The sequence below is a fragment of the Streptomyces sp. NPDC051041 genome (genome assembly GCF_044456065.1).
Classification (GTDB): Bacteria; Actinomycetota; Actinomycetes; order Streptomycetales; family Streptomycetaceae; genus Streptomyces; species Streptomyces glaucus.
The window spans coordinates 329,719-342,786 of the sequence record NZ_JBITFM010000003.1 but is presented as its reverse complement, the minus strand read 5'-3'; the positions used below and the strand labels follow the sequence as shown (position 1 = coordinate 342,786).

The 13,068-nt window shown below is 74.8% G+C and carries 13 protein-coding genes; 8 read left to right on the top strand and 5 right to left on the bottom strand.

From position 1 onward, the window contains the following. Positions 1–268 precede the first annotated feature (268 nt). Entirely contained in the window at positions 269–658 is a 390-nt protein-coding gene (locus ACIBAI_RS07675) for a MarR family winged helix-turn-helix transcriptional regulator (protein ID WP_399031877.1), read from the top strand. Between the two features lie 64 nt (positions 659–722). On the opposite strand, the gene ACIBAI_RS07670 is transcribed toward ACIBAI_RS07675, so the two are convergent. From ACIBAI_RS07670 to ACIBAI_RS07655, 4 genes are all read right to left on the bottom strand, one after another. Then, complete coding sequence (locus tag ACIBAI_RS07670) at positions 723–1,130, bottom strand: SseB family protein (protein WP_344601214.1); 408 nt, start codon at positions 1,128–1,130, stop codon at positions 723–725. A gap of 420 nt (positions 1,131–1,550) precedes the next feature. Next, the gene (locus tag ACIBAI_RS07665; RefSeq protein WP_399031874.1) at positions 1,551–2,999 is read right to left on the bottom strand and encodes a purine-cytosine permease family protein; all 1,449 of its coding nucleotides are present in this window, start codon (positions 2,997–2,999) and stop codon (positions 1,551–1,553) included. Between the two features lie 338 nt (positions 3,000–3,337). Beyond that, positions 3,338–4,219 (bottom strand): universal stress protein, encoded by an 882-nt coding sequence (locus ACIBAI_RS07660; RefSeq protein ID WP_399031873.1) that lies wholly within the window; start codon positions 4,217–4,219, stop codon positions 3,338–3,340. A 76-nt stretch (positions 4,220–4,295) separates the two neighbouring features. Beyond that, positions 4,296–6,668, bottom strand: coding sequence for a glycoside hydrolase family 65 protein (locus ACIBAI_RS07655; protein ID WP_399031871.1), 2,373 nt, complete (start codon positions 6,666–6,668; stop codon positions 4,296–4,298). A gap of 341 nt (positions 6,669–7,009) precedes the next feature. Between ACIBAI_RS07655 and ACIBAI_RS07650 the strand changes: the two genes are divergently transcribed. Together ACIBAI_RS07650 and ACIBAI_RS07645 are read left to right on the top strand one after the other, a co-directional pair. Next, positions 7,010–7,801, top strand: coding sequence for a ribonuclease BN (locus ACIBAI_RS07650; protein WP_399032211.1), 792 nt, complete (start codon positions 7,010–7,012; stop codon positions 7,799–7,801). Positions 7,802–7,886: 85 nt separating this feature from the next. Further along, positions 7,887–8,300, top strand: coding sequence for a VOC family protein (locus ACIBAI_RS07645; RefSeq protein ID WP_399031870.1), 414 nt, complete (start codon positions 7,887–7,889; stop codon positions 8,298–8,300). Positions 8,301–8,354: 54 nt separating this feature from the next. Here ACIBAI_RS07645 and ACIBAI_RS07640 read toward each other — a convergent pair whose 3' ends face one another. Then, positions 8,355–9,590, bottom strand: a complete 1,236-nt coding sequence (locus ACIBAI_RS07640) for a TolB family protein (RefSeq protein WP_399031869.1) — start codon at positions 9,588–9,590, stop codon at positions 8,355–8,357. Between the two features lie 258 nt (positions 9,591–9,848). Between ACIBAI_RS07640 and ACIBAI_RS07635 the strand changes: the two genes are divergently transcribed. The 5 genes from ACIBAI_RS07635 to ACIBAI_RS07615 all read left to right on the top strand — a co-directional run bounded on the left by ACIBAI_RS07635 (position 9,849) and on the right by ACIBAI_RS07615 (position 12,827). Continuing rightward, positions 9,849–10,517, top strand: a complete 669-nt coding sequence (locus ACIBAI_RS07635) for a HEAT repeat domain-containing protein (RefSeq protein ID WP_399031867.1) — start codon at positions 9,849–9,851, stop codon at positions 10,515–10,517. 6 nt (positions 10,518–10,523) lie between these two features. Beyond that, a complete protein-coding gene (locus tag ACIBAI_RS07630) occupies positions 10,524–11,528 on the top strand; it encodes a HEAT repeat domain-containing protein (RefSeq protein WP_399031865.1) in 1,005 nt (334 codons plus the stop codon). 224 nt (positions 11,529–11,752) lie between these two features. After that, on the top strand, positions 11,753–12,118 hold the full coding sequence (locus tag ACIBAI_RS07625; protein ID WP_399031864.1) for a DUF2089 domain-containing protein: 366 nt from the start codon (positions 11,753–11,755) through the stop codon (positions 12,116–12,118). Further along, positions 12,115–12,375: a hypothetical protein gene (locus ACIBAI_RS07620; protein WP_399031862.1), complete on the top strand. Its 261-nt coding sequence runs from the start codon at positions 12,115–12,117 to the stop codon at positions 12,373–12,375. The genes ACIBAI_RS07625 and ACIBAI_RS07620 overlap by 4 nt, the downstream gene beginning before the upstream one ends. 23 nt (positions 12,376–12,398) lie before the next feature. After that, the gene (locus ACIBAI_RS07615; protein ID WP_399031860.1) at positions 12,399–12,827 is read left to right on the top strand and encodes an SHOCT-like domain-containing protein; all 429 of its coding nucleotides are present in this window, start codon (positions 12,399–12,401) and stop codon (positions 12,825–12,827) included. Positions 12,828–13,068: the final 241 nt, after the last annotated feature.

Sequence of the window (13,068 nt, the reverse complement as noted above, 5' to 3'; positions counted from 1 at the left end):
CGTGCCGGAGGCGGTCGTCCGTGCCGCGGGCGGTGGCCGAGGCCACGAGCACCGGCACGGCGGCGAAGAGCCGGTCCCGCTCCGCACGGGCGCGCTGCTCGGCGGTCCAGCACACGGCGGACCTCGGCCGGCGCCCGTGCCGGTTCGGCCGGTTCGCGGAAGACCTTGTCGGCGCGGTAGCCGTCCGCCGACCGCCCTTCCCCACCGTCCTTGCGCATGCACTAATTGCACACTCAACGAATGTGCGGCGCGGTGTTACCGTGCAGGTATGGCAGCGAAAACGGCCGGCACGCGGCTGGAGGAACAGTGGCGGAACATCCTGTCGGTGCATGCGCGCACGATGTGCGAGATCGACCGGGCGCTGCACCCGCACGGCCTGTGCGCCAGCGACTTCGAGGTCCTCGACGTCCTCGCGTCCGCCGCGCCCGAGGAGGGGCGGCAGTGCCGGGTGCAGAACCTGGTCGGCCGGCTCCACCTCAGCCAGAGCGCGCTGTCCCGGCTCATCGCCCGGCTGGAGAAGGACGGCCTGGTGGAGCGGTCGGTCTGCGCGGAGGACCGGCGCGGGGTGTGGGTCGCCCTGACCCGCAAGGGCCGTGACCTGCACGCGCAGGTGCTGCCGCTGCAACGGGCCGTGCTGGCGCGCATGCTGGGCGAGTAGGCGCCGCGGGCGCAGCGCCCGATGCGCGCCTTCCGGCTGTACGCCTCCCGGCGGGACGGAACGGTCAGCCCTGCGGGCGGGCCAGCAGGGTGCGCACCCCCTCCGAGGTGAGGGTGAGCCGGTGGTCGGAGTTGCCGTCTATGGACAGCGAGAGGTCGTCCGCGGGCCACTGCGCGGCGAGCGCGCCCAGCGGCACCAGGCGGTAGCGGGAGACGAACGGCAGCAGCTCCGTCATCTCCAGCTCCGAGGTGAACACGGGCACCACCGGTGTGCCGCCCGGCTGTTCCAGGACGGGCAGCGCCACGGCCGTGGGGTCGGCGGCTTCCGCGTCGTCGGCGTCGTCGGGCACGGGGACGAGCACGTCGCTGCTCGCGAGCGCGTCCAGCGCCGCCCGGTCCTCGGTGTTCTCGACAAGCGCGTCCAGGGCCCGCTGGGCGGGCGTGGCGGTGTTGTCGTTCGCGGGTGTGTCCATGGCAGGTTCCCTGATAGCGACGGTCGTGCGGCCCGCCCGGGACGCGCTCGCCCCGGGGCGCGGTCCAGCCCCGCGTACCCGGTCGCGTCCGGGGCAATCCTGCGCGGTCCGCGTGGTTCGTCCGCGCCGTGTCCGCGCCGCCCGGAGCGCCGGGGCCCGCGGCGCGTGCCGGGCCGTGCGGGACGTCGGCTCTCCCCGCCGACCGGCCCGGCACCGGTCGTGACGCGGATCAGCGGCCGGTACAGGTCCATGACGGGCAGCGCCCGGGCGTGGGAGGCGCCGTCCGCGCCCGCGCAGGCGTCGGCGGCGGCCGGCACACCTCCACCCCGGCCGCGGCGAAGCGGGGCGCGGCCCACGGGCTGCCGGGGCCGGCGAAGACGCGCTGCGCGCCGATGACGGCGAGCCGTCCGCCGGGGCCGGTCACGGCGGCGGCGCCCCCGCGTCGGCCGGGCTCGGCGCCTGCGCCTCCTGCCGCCGTACCCGTCCGCGGCCGAGCGCCAGGGTGCCGAGGAAGCCGAGGGCGAGGGCGGCCAGGACGCCCAGGTTGGCGTACGCCCAGTCGCCGGTGCGGCCGCCCAGGCCGAGCGGGGCGAGCAGATAGCCCTGCCAGTCGAGCCAGCCGGCCGCCGCGTTGGTGACCAGGCCCCAGCCGAGCGCGGTGGCGGCGAGGGTGAGCACGAGCGGGGTGAGGGGTACGTCGCCGTAGCGGCCGGACGGGCGGTAGAGGTCGGGCTCGTCGTAGCCGCGGCGGCGCAGGGCCAGGTCGGCGAGCATGACGCCGCACCAGGCGGCGACGGGGACGCCCAGCGTGGTCAGGAAACCCGTGAACGGGCCGAGGAAGTCGTCGGCGAGGAACACGATGTACACCGAGCCCGCGATCATCAGGAGGCCGTCGACGAGCGCGGCCAGGTAGCGGGGGACCCGCAGGCCCGCCGCGAGCAGGGCCAGGCCGGAGGAGTAGATGTCGAGGACCGCGCCGCCGACCAGGCCCGCCACCGCGACCACGGCGAACGGGACCAGGAACCAGGTGGGCAGGAGCGTCGTCAGCGCACCGATCGGGTCGGCGGCGACGGCCGTGCTCAGCTCGCCGGAGGAGCCGGCCAGCAGCAGCCCGAGGACCAGCAGGAGCAGCGGTGCCGGCGACGCGCCGAAGGCGGTCCAGCCGACGACGCCCCGGCCAGACGCGGTGCGCGGCAGGTAGCGCGCGTAGTCGGCGGCGGCGTTGACCCAGCCCAGGCCGAACCCGGTCATCATGAACACCAGCGCGCCGACGAACTCCTGCGCGGAGCCCGCCGGGACGGCTCCGACGGCGTCCCAGCGCACGTGGTCGGCGACGAGCCCGACGTAGACCAGGGTGAGCACGCCGGTGACCACGGTGATCGCCGTCTGCAGGCGCATGATCAGGTCGAAGCCCGCCACGCCGACGACCACGACCAGCGCGCCGACCACGACGAGCGCGGCCGCCTTGGTCCCGGTGCCGCCGCCCCAGCCGAGCCGTCCGAGGACGGTCGCCGTGGCCAGGGCGGCGAGCGCGCACAGCACGGTCTCCCAGCCGACGGTGAGCAGCCACGAGACCGCGGACGGCAGCCGGTTGCCGCGCACCCCGTACGCGGCGCGGCTGAGCACCATCGTCGGCGCGGAGCCGCGCTTGCCGGCGACCGCGACGAAGCCGCACAGCAGGAACGAGAAGACGATGCCGAGCGCCCCGGCGGCCAGGGCCTGTCCGAAGGAGATGCCGAAGCCCAGCACGAAGGAGCCGTAGCTCAGCCCGAGGACGGAGACGTTGGCGCCGAACCAGGGCCAGAACAGGGTGCGCGGAGCGCCCTTGCGTTCGGCGTCGCCGATCACGTCCAGGCCGTGCGTCTCCACCGGGAGCCGCCGGGCCGCCGCGCCCGTCCCGGGGGGACCGGAGGCACCGGGACCGCCCCGGGAACCGGGGAAACGGGAGGAACCCGGGGAACCGGGGGAATCCGAGGAGCCCGCCATCGTCGACCTGCCTGTCCGGACGTGTTCAGCGCAGGCTAGGCGGGCCGGCCGTAAGGATCAAGGGCGCGCCCGCGGCCGACGCGCACGGGTGCGGTCGGCCGGCCCGGGGGTGCCCGCCGCGGCGGTGGGGTTGCCCGGGAGGCCCCGGAGGTCGTCGGGCCGCGGACCGGGAGAAGCGCTCATGGCCCCGCGCGGGCCCGCCGGTACGGCTTGCCGCCCCCTCACGCCGGGCGGGACCGGACGACCGCGACCGGGCACCGCGCGTGGTGCAGGACGGCCTGGCTGACCGACCCCAGCAGCAGCCCGGTGAAACCGCCCCGGCCGCGCGCGCCGACCACGACGAGCTGGGCCTGGGCGCTGGCGTCGATCAGCGTGGGCCTCACCCGGCCGCGCACCAGCCGGCGGTGCACGGCGACGTCCGGATGCGCCCGCGCGGGGCCGGACAGCACCCCGGCGAGCACGCGCTCCTCCTCCTCGCGCAGGTGGTCCTCGTCGTACGTGACGAAGGGCGGGTCGGCCGGGCCGTCGTAGGCGCGTTCGGTGCGGGTGGTCCACACGTGCAGGGCGACCAGGTCCGCGCCGCGCAGGGACGCCTCGGCGAAGGCGAACTCGACGGCTCCCCGGGCCGCCGGTGAGCCGTCCGTCGCCAGCAGGACGGGGCCCGTCGCATCGGGCCGTCCGCGCACCACCAGGACCGGGCAGCGGGCGTGGGCCGCCAGATGCACGGCCGTCGAGCCGAGCAGCAGGCTGCCGAAGGCGCTCAGCCCCCGGCTGCCGATCACCACCAGGGAGGCGGTGCGCGACTCGATCTCCAGAACCGTCACCGGCTCGCCCACGACGACCTCCCGCGCGACCTCCACCCGCGGAGCGGCCGCGCGGGCCCGCCGTTCCGCCCCGGCCAGGGTGCCGTCCACCATCTCCCGCAGCCCCGGCGGGCCGTGGCGCCACGGCGGCACCCCCGGCGGCACGTGCACCGACGGCCAGCCGAAGGCGTGCACCAGCCGCAGCCCCGTCCCGCGCAGAGCGGCCTCACGCGCCGCGACCTCCACCGCCTCCAGGCTGGAGGGCGACCCGTCCACCCCGGCCACCACCGGATCCACCATGCCGGCACCTCCTCGTCCCCCACGCCCCGGGTTCCCCCTTTCCAGCCTCCACCGGCACGCGACCGGACGCGCGGGGTCAGTCGGGCAGGACCAGGCGGCAGATCTCGCCCGGCTGGACGCGGAACGCGCGGTCGGGCAGGTGGACGTCGACCGGGAGGCCGTCGGAGGAGGAGACGGCGATGTCCAGGTGCCGGTGCTCCAGCCGCAGCCGTACGCCCCAGTTGCCGTGGTAGCGGAGGGGGAAGCCGTACGAGGACAGCTCCGGCAGGGGAACGGGGTCCAGCCGGAGGGCGCCCGCGCGGGTCTCCAGGCCGGTCAGGCCGCGCTGGACGAGGTCGAGCGTGCCGGCCATGGCGCCGAGGTGGATGCCCTCGCCGGTGGTGCCGCCCTGGAGGTCGGCGACGTCGCCCTTGAGGGCCTCCTGGCAGAACGCCCACGCCTCGGCGCGCCGGCACCGGGCCAGGATCCAGCCGTGGACCAGGCCGCTGAGGGTGGAGCCGTGGCTGGTGCGGCCCAGGTAGTAGTCGACGGTGCGCCGCCAGGTCTCCTCGTCCAGCCGGTGTCCCAGCCGGGCGAACAGGCCCTGGAGCTCGGTCGGCGAGAAGAGGTAGCCGAGCATCAGGGCGTCGGCCTGCTTGGACGCCTGGTAGCGGTTGACGGTGTCGCCCTCCGCCTCCAGGATCCGGTCCAGGCGGCGGATGTCGCCGTACCGCTCGCGGTAGCCGTCCCAGTCGAGTTCGGCCAGGTCGCCGTACCCCTCGAACTGGCTGATGACCCCTTCGTGGAAGGGCACGTGCAGCGTGCGCGAGACCTCCTCCCACCGCTCCAGCTCGCCGCCGTCCAGCCCGGTGCGTTCGACGAGTTCGCGGCGGCGGGGCTCGGGCAGCGTCCGCAGCACCTGGAGCGTGCGGGACAGCACCCAGGCGGCGGTGACGTTGGTGTACGCGTTGTCGTCCAGGCCGGGCAGGACCGCCCCGGGGTAGGCGTCGTGGTACTCGTCGGGGCCGACCACGCCCCGGATCCGGTGCCGCCCCAGGGAGTCGTCCCAGACGGCCGAGTCCGCCCAGAAGCGCGCGATCTGCAGCAGCATCTCGGCGCCCTTGGTGTGCAGGAACTCGGCGTCGCCGCCGGCCTCGCAGTACTGCCACACGTTGTACGCGATCGCCGACCCGACGTGGTGCTGGAGGTGGGAGTGGTCCGGCAGCCAGCGCCCCGAGCGGGGGTTGAGGTGCAGCTGCTGCGTCTCCTCGCGTCCGTCGCTGCCGCTCTGCCACGGATACAGCGCGCCCCGCCGGCCGATCGCCCGGGCCGCGGCGCAGGCCCGCTCCAGACGCCGGTGCCGGTAGTGCAGCAGTGCGCGGGACACCTCGGGGAAGTGCAGGTTGAGGTAGGGCAGGACGAACAGCTCGTCCCAGAAGACGTGGCCGCGGTAGGCCTCGCCGTGCAGCCCCCGGGCCGGTACGCCCACGTCCAGGTCGGCGGTGTGCGGGGAGAGCGTCTGCAGCACGTGGAACAGGTGCAGACGCAGGATGTGGCCCGCCTCGCCGGGGACCTCCAGCTCGGCCCGGCGCCACAGCTGGGCCCAGGCCGTCAGGTGCGGTCCCAGCAGTTCGTCGAAGCCGGGGGCGGCGTCCACCCGGTCGAGGGCGGCCTGCAGCGGGTTGCTGATAGCCGGGTCGCGCGAGGTGTGCAGGGCCACGGTCTTGTCGACGGTGACGGTGGTGCCGGGCTCCAGGCGCAGCCGGGTCCGCTGGACGGCGCGCGGGGGTTCGTGCTCGTCCAGGACGGGCGCGCCGGCCGTCACGCGCGACGCCATGCCGATGCGGATGTCCGAGGTGCGGGTGCGGCAGCGCAGCCACACCGTGCCGGGTGCGGCGGTGCCGGAGTGCACGTGGGTGAGGTGGCGGCCCTCCAGGTCGCGGTAGCGGGGCACCCCGGCGTTGGTGACGCCCCCGTCGAGCGCGGCCGCCACGACCAGCTCCGCCGCGCCGGGGCCGTGCAGCGTGAACTCGGTGCGCAGGGCGGCCAGGTGCGGATCGGCCATGTGGACCAGGCGCTGCTGCCGCACGGACAGCTCCCGGTCCCCGCCGAGCCCGTACCGGGTGGCGCGTTCCAGCAGGCCGCTGTCCAGGTGCAGGACCTGGCGGTGGTGGAGCACCGGCGCCGTCTCCGGCGTGAGCCACTGGCCGTCCGCGAGCCGGAAGGCCAGCGGCAGCCAGTTGGGCAGGTTGACCAGGTCCTCGTTCTCCACCCGGCGGCCCGCGACGAGCGAGGTCAGCCGGTTGTAGCAGCCGGCCGCGTAGGTGGCCGGGTAGTGCACGTCGTCCGCGGCGCACTCGGGCAGCGCCCCGCGGGTGGCGAAGTAGCCGTTGCCGAGGGTGCACAGCGATTCCCTCAGGCGCTCGGCCGAGGCGTCGTACCCCTCGTACTCCCAGGTCCGGTCCGTCACCGCGGTGGTCCCCCTTCGAGCGGTCTCCGTCCGCCGGGTACCCCGGATCCCGGTGCCGTGCCGCACCGGTCCCGCCCGGCTCCCGCGGCCCCCGGGCGGTCCGCCCCGGCGGCCGGGCGCGCTCGCCCCGCGGCGGCGGCCGGGTCCGCTCGGGCCGGCGTCCCGGCCGGCCGGGGCGCCTTCCCCGGCCGGCCGCCGGGCGGCCCGGGTGTTTGCCCGGTCGGCGGGACGGTCACCCGGGGCCACATCCGTGAGCGAGCGACGGGCCCTGCGGGAGTCGGACGGAAGATGGTCGTCAGCGGATCACCGTGGCCGCCCGCCCGGCGGACGGGGCGCCGGCCGTGAACCGGCTGGCCGGCCTGGTCCGCCGGGGCTGGAACCGGCTGGGCGCCTACGACCTGGTCCGGCGCGGCCGTGATCTGGAGCTGATGCACCGGGCCCTGGGCTTCGCCACGCTGGCCCTGGTCACCCTGGCCCCGCTGCTGATCGTGGTCGCCGCCGCCGATCCCCTGGGACGCGGCGGCTTCGCGTCCTGGCTGGTCGACGGCATGGGGCTGTCCGGCCGTTCGGCGCAGGTCCTGACGGACGTCATCAGCCCGCCGCGCACGGTGATCGGCACCACGAGCGCGCTGGGCGGGGTCGCGCTCGTCGTGTTCGGGGTGACGTTCGCGGGCAGCGTGCAGAACGGCTACGAGCGGATCTGGGGCCTGCCCGCCGGCCCGTGGCACCGCGTCTGGCGGCAGGCGGTGTGGCTGCTCGCGCTGACCGCGTACCTCTACCAGGAGGTGCAGACCCGGGTCCTGCTGCCCGGGCCGCTGCGGATCGCGCTGGTCTCGGCGACCGGCGTCCTGTTCTTCTGGTGGGGCCAGTACTTCCTGCTGGGCGGCCAGGTCCGCCCGCGGGACCTGTTGCCGGGCGCGCTCGCCACCATGGCGGGGCTGATCGGGCTGCGGGGTTTCTCCTACTTCGTCTTCACCCCGCTGATCGTCACCAACGCGATCAGCTACGGCGCCGTCGGCATCGTTCTCGTGGTGGAGTCCTGGCTGATCGGCGTCGGGTTCGTCGTGCACGGCGGCGCCCTCCTCGGCCGCTGGCTGCTGGACCACCACGGGTGGCCGCACACCGGCGGCTGACCGTCGCCGGGCCGTCGCCGGGCCGTCGCCGGTGCCGCGCGCTACTCTGCGCCCATCGAACTATTTGCCCGTTCTGGGAGGTTTCATGGCCGTGCGTCTCAATCCCTACCTCAGTTTCGCCGGTGACGCCCGGCAGGCCCTGGAGTTCTACCAGGAGATCTTCGGCGGCACGCTCAGGTTCAGCACCTATGCCGAGTTCGGCCCGCCGGACGCCCCGGGCGCCGACAGGATCATGCACGGCATGCTGGAGACCCCGGACGGCCTGGTCCTGATGGGCGCCGACGTCCCGCCCGGCACGGACCACATCCCGGGCAACAACTTCGCCGTGAGCCTGAGCGGCGACGACGACGCCGGACTGCGCGGCTGCTGGCAGCGGCTGTCCGCCGACGGCGAGGTGGTCGTACCGCTGGAGAAGCAGGTGTGGGGCGATGTGCTCGGCATGTGCACGGACCGTTTCGGCGTCCCCTGGATGGTGGCCATCGGCCGGCCGAGGAGCTGACCCCGGCCGACCCGCCGGTCCCGGCGGCTTCCGTCGCGTCGGGGGCGGTGGCCGTCAGCGCGGACGTGTGACGAGGACCTGCCGGTCGCCGGCGGCGGACGGCTCCCCCAGCAGGTCACGCGGTACCGCGTCGTACGCCACCGCGCGGCCGTGCGCGTCGAGGGTCGGGCCGGACGCCGGCCTCTGGTTGGCGGTGCCGTCGGGCCGGGCGGTGATCATGTCCGTGCGGCCGGTGCGCAGGTCCAGCAGGTAGATCACCTGGAGCGGGCCGCGCGGCTCCCGCTCCTCGGCCGCCACGAAGACGACGTGCCGGCCGTCCGCGCTCAGGCGGCCGGTGTGCGTGGCGAACTGCGGCTTCGGGCCCAGGACGCGGCGCAGCGCTCCGCTCCCCAGGTCCCTGAGGAAGACGTCACCGGCGTCGTTGGTGCCTGTGGGCCGCAAGGTGCGGCACTTGAAGCGGAACACGACGTGACGGCCGTCCGGACCCATCACCGGGTCGTCGACCCCGTGCTCGGCCGGGTCGTCCTCGCACTCGGGGTCGATCCGGGTCCGCTCGCCCGTGCGGCGGTCGAGCGCGTAGACGTGGGTCCCGCCGTCCTCGGGGTCGTCCGCCCCGGGGTCCGACGCCAGGTAGGCGATGCGCCGGCCGTCATGGCTCAGGGACACCATCGCGACCCGCTGCTCGTCGCCGGCCGCCGGGTCGTCGAACCACTCGCCGGTGCCCCGCCCGAGGTCGCGCAGACGGATGCGGGAGCGTCCCGCCGGGTCCTGCGCAGACCGGGCCGTGAAGGTCACGTACCGTCCGTTTCCGCTGATGGACGGCGCGTTCGCACCGCTGAACCGGGCGTGGGTGCCGTCACTGACCAGTTCGGTGCGGCCCGTGCGCACGTCGTACGTATAGGCCCGCGTCCCGTCCAGGGTGGGGAAGGCCACCCGCGTGCCGTCGGCGCTGATGGCCGGGGCGGTGTACGGCGCTCCCGCGTCCATGCCGTCGGCCAGGTCGCTGGCCCAGTGCACCCGCCCGGTCCGCAGGTCCTTCACGTAGACGTCGTGGACGTCGTCGGTGTCGCCGGGCGCGAGGTTCGAGGCCTGTGACCAGAAGGCCACATAGCGGCCGTTGGCGCTGATCGCGGCGTACCGGCTCGGTCCGTTCCCCATCACGTCGTCGGACGTGACGTTCGCGTAGACGGTGCCCGGCTGCAGTTCCAACGCCCCCGCGGGCGTCGTCTGCACGGCCGCGCACACCGTCGCCACGGCGGCGACGGCGGCCGCTCTGCCCCCAAGACGCATTCTTCCCCCCGGTCGACACGTCTCCCCGGCTCCGCGGCCAGGACTCACGTTCATGCAATCGGCTCGCACCTGCCCGGTCAATGCGCTCATCGCCGTACAACCCGGATGTCTGATCGACTGTCCGCGCCCGCGCGTCCGCGGGGGCCGCCCGCCTCGGGGGCCGCCGCGGGACCGGGCGGAGCGAACCGGGGACGCGCCGGTCCCGCTTGACCTTGACACGGTGGCAAGGCCTTCACTGCGACCGAGGAGGTGGTCCGGATGACCATGCCGGAACAGGACACGAACATGACGCGGGTTCTCCGGGGGCTGGAGAACAGCGATTCGTCGGTGCGGCTGCGGGCGGCGCTGCGGGCGGGCACGGCCCCGGACCCCGGGTTCGTCGACGGACTCGTCGAACGATGCGCGGTCGAGCCCGAGTTCCATGTGCGTGACATGCTCACATGGGCGCTCACCCGCCACTCCCCGTCGACGACGGTCCCCAGGCTCGTCGCCGAGCTCCGCTCGGAGCGTGCGCAGGCACGAAGCCAGGCGCTGCACACGTTGTCCAAGGTCGGGGACCGGCGGGCGTGGCCCGCGATCACCCGGGCGCTGCTGGCCGATGCCGACGACGAGGTGGCGCGGAGCGCCTGGCGGGCAGCGGTCGTCCTGGTACCCGAGGGGGAGGAGACGGAATTGGCCGAAGTACTGGCGACACAGCTCGGGCGCGGCGAGCGGGAGACCTGGCTGAGCCTCAGCCGGGCGCTGGTCGCGCTCGGCGAGGTGATCGTGCCGGTCCTGCGCGCCGCGATGACCGGTCCCGGCCCCGATGTGCGCCGGCACGCGGCCGCCACGGAACGGATGCTGCGCGACCCGGACGCCGGCCTCGGGTTCGCGGTCGAGGAGGCGAAGCGCATCGTGGCTCTCGGCACGACCGGACCGGGGATGTGACAAGCGGTGCTGATCGGCGAGGTGGCGCGGCGGTCCGGGGTCAGCGCCCGCATGCTCAGGCATTACGAATCGCTCGGCCTGGTGCGGCCGACGGGCCGTACCGGGGCCGGCTACCGGGAGTACTCCGGCGAGGACATCCGGCGGATCTTCCACATCGAGAGCCTGCGGTCCCTGGGACTGTCGCTGCGTGAGGTCGGGCGCGCGCTGGACGATCCGGGCTTCACGCCCGCGGAACTCGTCGGCGACCTGATCCGCCGGACGCGGGAGCGCATCGCGGACGAGACGGAGCTGCTCGGGCGGCTCCGCCGGATCGGCGCCGCGGAACCCGACGGCTGGGAGGACGTCCTCCGGATCGTCGCGCTCCTGCAGGACCTGGGGTCGGAGAGCGCCGGGAAGCGCCAGCGCGCGGCCCTGTCCCCGACCGAGGGGGTTCCGGTGCCGGTGGCGGCCCTGGTCGAGGCGGTGCTGGGCGAGACGGACCCGAACGTCGCCGGAGCGCTCCGATGGGCTCTGGCGCGATCGGGCGGTGACGGACTGGCGCTGCTGGCGGAGGGCCTCGGCTCACCCGTGGCCGAGGTGCGCGAACGCGCCGTCCAGTCCATCGCCGAGATTCCGGACGCTGCGGCGACCGCACTGCTGCGGGACGCCCTGACGCACTCCGACATCGTGGTCCGCAGGTGCGCGGCCCTGACGCTCGGGGCACGGGGAGCGGCCGACGCGGTCCCGACGCTCATCGACATGATCGTCGAGGGTACGAACGACGTCGACGCGGCCGATGCGCTGAGCGCGCTGGCGAGCGACTCCGCGTCGGCGGACCGGATCGCCACCGGGCTCGTCGACCGCCTCGCCCGCGGCACCGTCGAGCCGTCCGCGCGCCGGCGGCTGACCCAGGCGCTCGCCGGTGTCCCGGGGATCACGACGTCACGGGCGCTCGCGGACCTGTCACACGACGAGGATCGCGCCGTCGCGCTCACCGCGGCGTACGTCCTCGGGCTGCGCACCGCGCGGTGAGGGACCTTTCCCGATTCACCGGACGCCCGGGCCGCCCGCCGGCGGACGAGCGTCCGCCGGCGCCCGCGCGACGGATGCGGACGGGCTCCGCGGGGGCGGCGGAGCCGGCCCCGGCACCGACACATCAAAGTCCTGGATTGAAAAAATAAAGACTTACTCATTGATTCCTTAAAAATCTCAAGGTAGACATGAAATATGAATAGGTCGCCCAGAGCAGGGAGCCGATGGTGGACTGGCAGGACCTGACGGAGCTGACGCGCGGCCGGCCGTTCGTGGTCGAGCGGGTCCGCCTCGCCGACAACGGCGTCGCGATCGAGGGGCGGTTCGAGCCGCCGCAACTGGCCCGGCTCAGCACCGACGACCAGGTGTTCGTCGCCGCGTTCGTCCGGGCGCACGGCTCCATCAAGGAGATGGAGCGGGTCTTCGGGGTGAGCTACCCGACGGTCAAGTCCCGGCTGAAGCGGATCGCCGAGCAGCTCGACTTCGTCGACGTCGACCCGGCGCCCACCGGCGCCGCCGACGTCGTCGACCGCCTGCGCCGGGGAGAGATCAGCGCCGAGGACGCCCTGGCCGAGCTGGAGGGGCGATGATCCCGCAGCTGGTCACGGTGCGCGTGCGCCGGTCCGACGGCCGCCGGGTGCGGGTGCACCTCCCCGTCGTGCCGGTGGCGCTGGTGCTGTCGCCGCTGCTGCTGCTCGCCGTGCTGGGGGGATGCATCGCCTGCCGCATCTTCCGCGTCAGCCCGGCGGGCGCGCTGCGCGGGGCCGCACGGGTGCTGTGGGCGTTGCCCGGCACCCGGTTCGAGATGGCGCAGGGCCGGACGGCCCTGCTGATCAGCGTCAGATGACTCGGGAGAAGCAGGAGCACACCATGAATGAGCAGCGCCGCCAGATCCTGGAGATGCTGGCCGAGGGAAAACTCACCGCGGACGAGGCCGAGCGGCTGATCGGGGCTCTTGAGCGGGAGCGGCCCGAGGCGCCGGGAGCGACGTCCCGCCCGAAGGCCCGCCCCAAGTACCTGCGCGTGGTGATGGACGCCGAGGACGGCACCGGCGGCGACGGCGCCAGCCGGATGAACATCCGCATCCCGCTGCAGCTGCTGCGCGCCGGCGTCCGGCTCACCGCCCTCCTCCCGCCGGCGGCCGTCACCAGGGTCAACGCGGAGCTGGACAAGGCCGGCGTGCCGATCGACCTCGCCGAACTCAAGCCGCAGCACCTGGAGGACCTCATCGAACACCTCGACGACATGGTCGTCGACCTCGACGAGCCCGGCTCCAAGATGCGGGTCTACTGCGAGTGACACCGCCCCGCCGAGGCCGGCCCCGACTCGCCCCATGACCTGCCGCTCCGAAGGACGGGGCACGGGCCGCGATCGGGGTCGCCGGGCAGTTCTCGCGGGCGGGCCGTCCCGGTGACAGCCGCCACGACCGGGCCACGGGCTTCCGCGGCCCCCGCGCCGTTCATCGGGAACCGCACCGTCCGGACCCACGGCGCCCTCCCGTGCCGCGGACCGCACCGCGCCGGGCCAGCCAGGAACCGGC

Bases quoted from the DNA above. Each gene is read 5' to 3' on its own strand.
- ACIBAI_RS07675 (WP_399031877.1), top strand. From the start codon at position 269: ATGGCAGCGAAAACGGCCGGCACGCGGCTGGAGGAACAGTGGCGGAAC.
- ACIBAI_RS07670 (WP_344601214.1), bottom strand. From the start codon at position 1,130: ATGGACACACCCGCGAACGACAACACCGCCACGCCCGCCCAGCGGGCC.
- ACIBAI_RS07660 (WP_399031873.1), bottom strand. From the start codon at position 4,219: ATGGTGGATCCGGTGGTGGCCGGGGTGGACGGGTCGCCCTCCAGCCTG.
- ACIBAI_RS07645 (WP_399031870.1), top strand. From the start codon at position 7,887: ATGGCCGTGCGTCTCAATCCCTACCTCAGTTTCGCCGGTGACGCCCGG.
- ACIBAI_RS07640 (WP_399031869.1), bottom strand. From the start codon at position 9,590: ATGCGTCTTGGGGGCAGAGCGGCCGCCGTCGCCGCCGTGGCGACGGTG.
- ACIBAI_RS07635 (WP_399031867.1), top strand. From the start codon at position 9,849: ATGACCATGCCGGAACAGGACACGAACATGACGCGGGTTCTCCGGGGG.
- ACIBAI_RS07625 (WP_399031864.1), top strand. From the start codon at position 11,753: ATGGTGGACTGGCAGGACCTGACGGAGCTGACGCGCGGCCGGCCGTTC.
- ACIBAI_RS07620 (WP_399031862.1), top strand. From the start codon at position 12,115: ATGATCCCGCAGCTGGTCACGGTGCGCGTGCGCCGGTCCGACGGCCGC.
- ACIBAI_RS07615 (WP_399031860.1), top strand. From the start codon at position 12,399: ATGAATGAGCAGCGCCGCCAGATCCTGGAGATGCTGGCCGAGGGAAAA.